Origin of the sequence: Chryseobacterium viscerum (assembly GCF_002899945.2) — a bacterium.
GTDB classification, from domain to species: Bacteria; Bacteroidota; Bacteroidia; order Flavobacteriales; family Weeksellaceae; genus Chryseobacterium; species Chryseobacterium viscerum.
On record NZ_PPEG02000051.1, the window covers coordinates 1 to 450 of the forward strand.

At 61.8% G+C, this 450-nt stretch carries 1 protein-coding gene; it reads right to left on the bottom strand.

The window, feature by feature from the left end:
• On the bottom strand, nt 1–450 hold a 450-nt coding region (locus C1634_RS25745), incomplete at both ends, for a TonB-dependent receptor domain-containing protein (protein WP_123921595.1).

Genomic DNA, 450 nt, shown 5'->3' on the forward strand with positions numbered 1-450 from the left:
GATGAGTGTACGCCAGGCCACTGCTCCACCGCGATGAAATTCGGTAATCGAGCGATGCACTGGCGGTGAATGGCACCTGGTCTTCTATCCGATTTTCAGGTCCGGGACGATCCCTGACCCGGGAGTGTTTCCCGTTGGCGTTGCCTCGCAGCTCGATATCCGGCCCTCTGCGGAACAGACGTGCCAGCTGCATCCTGCCATCCATTTCGATTCCCCAGGCCATGGCGCGGGTACCCTTGCCCGGTGTCGATACCCAGCGCCCGTCACGTAGTAACGTTTCATTGCGGATCGTGGCGTCGATGCGGCGCAAGTAGCCGCCGACGCTCCCTTGTGTACCGTCACGGCCGTGGATTTCCCAGGCCGCATCCAGACCCCACGACAGTTCCGGACGCAGCGCTGGATTGCCGATCTCGTCGGGGTTCAGTGGGCGGTTGTTGGTGGATGTGTACG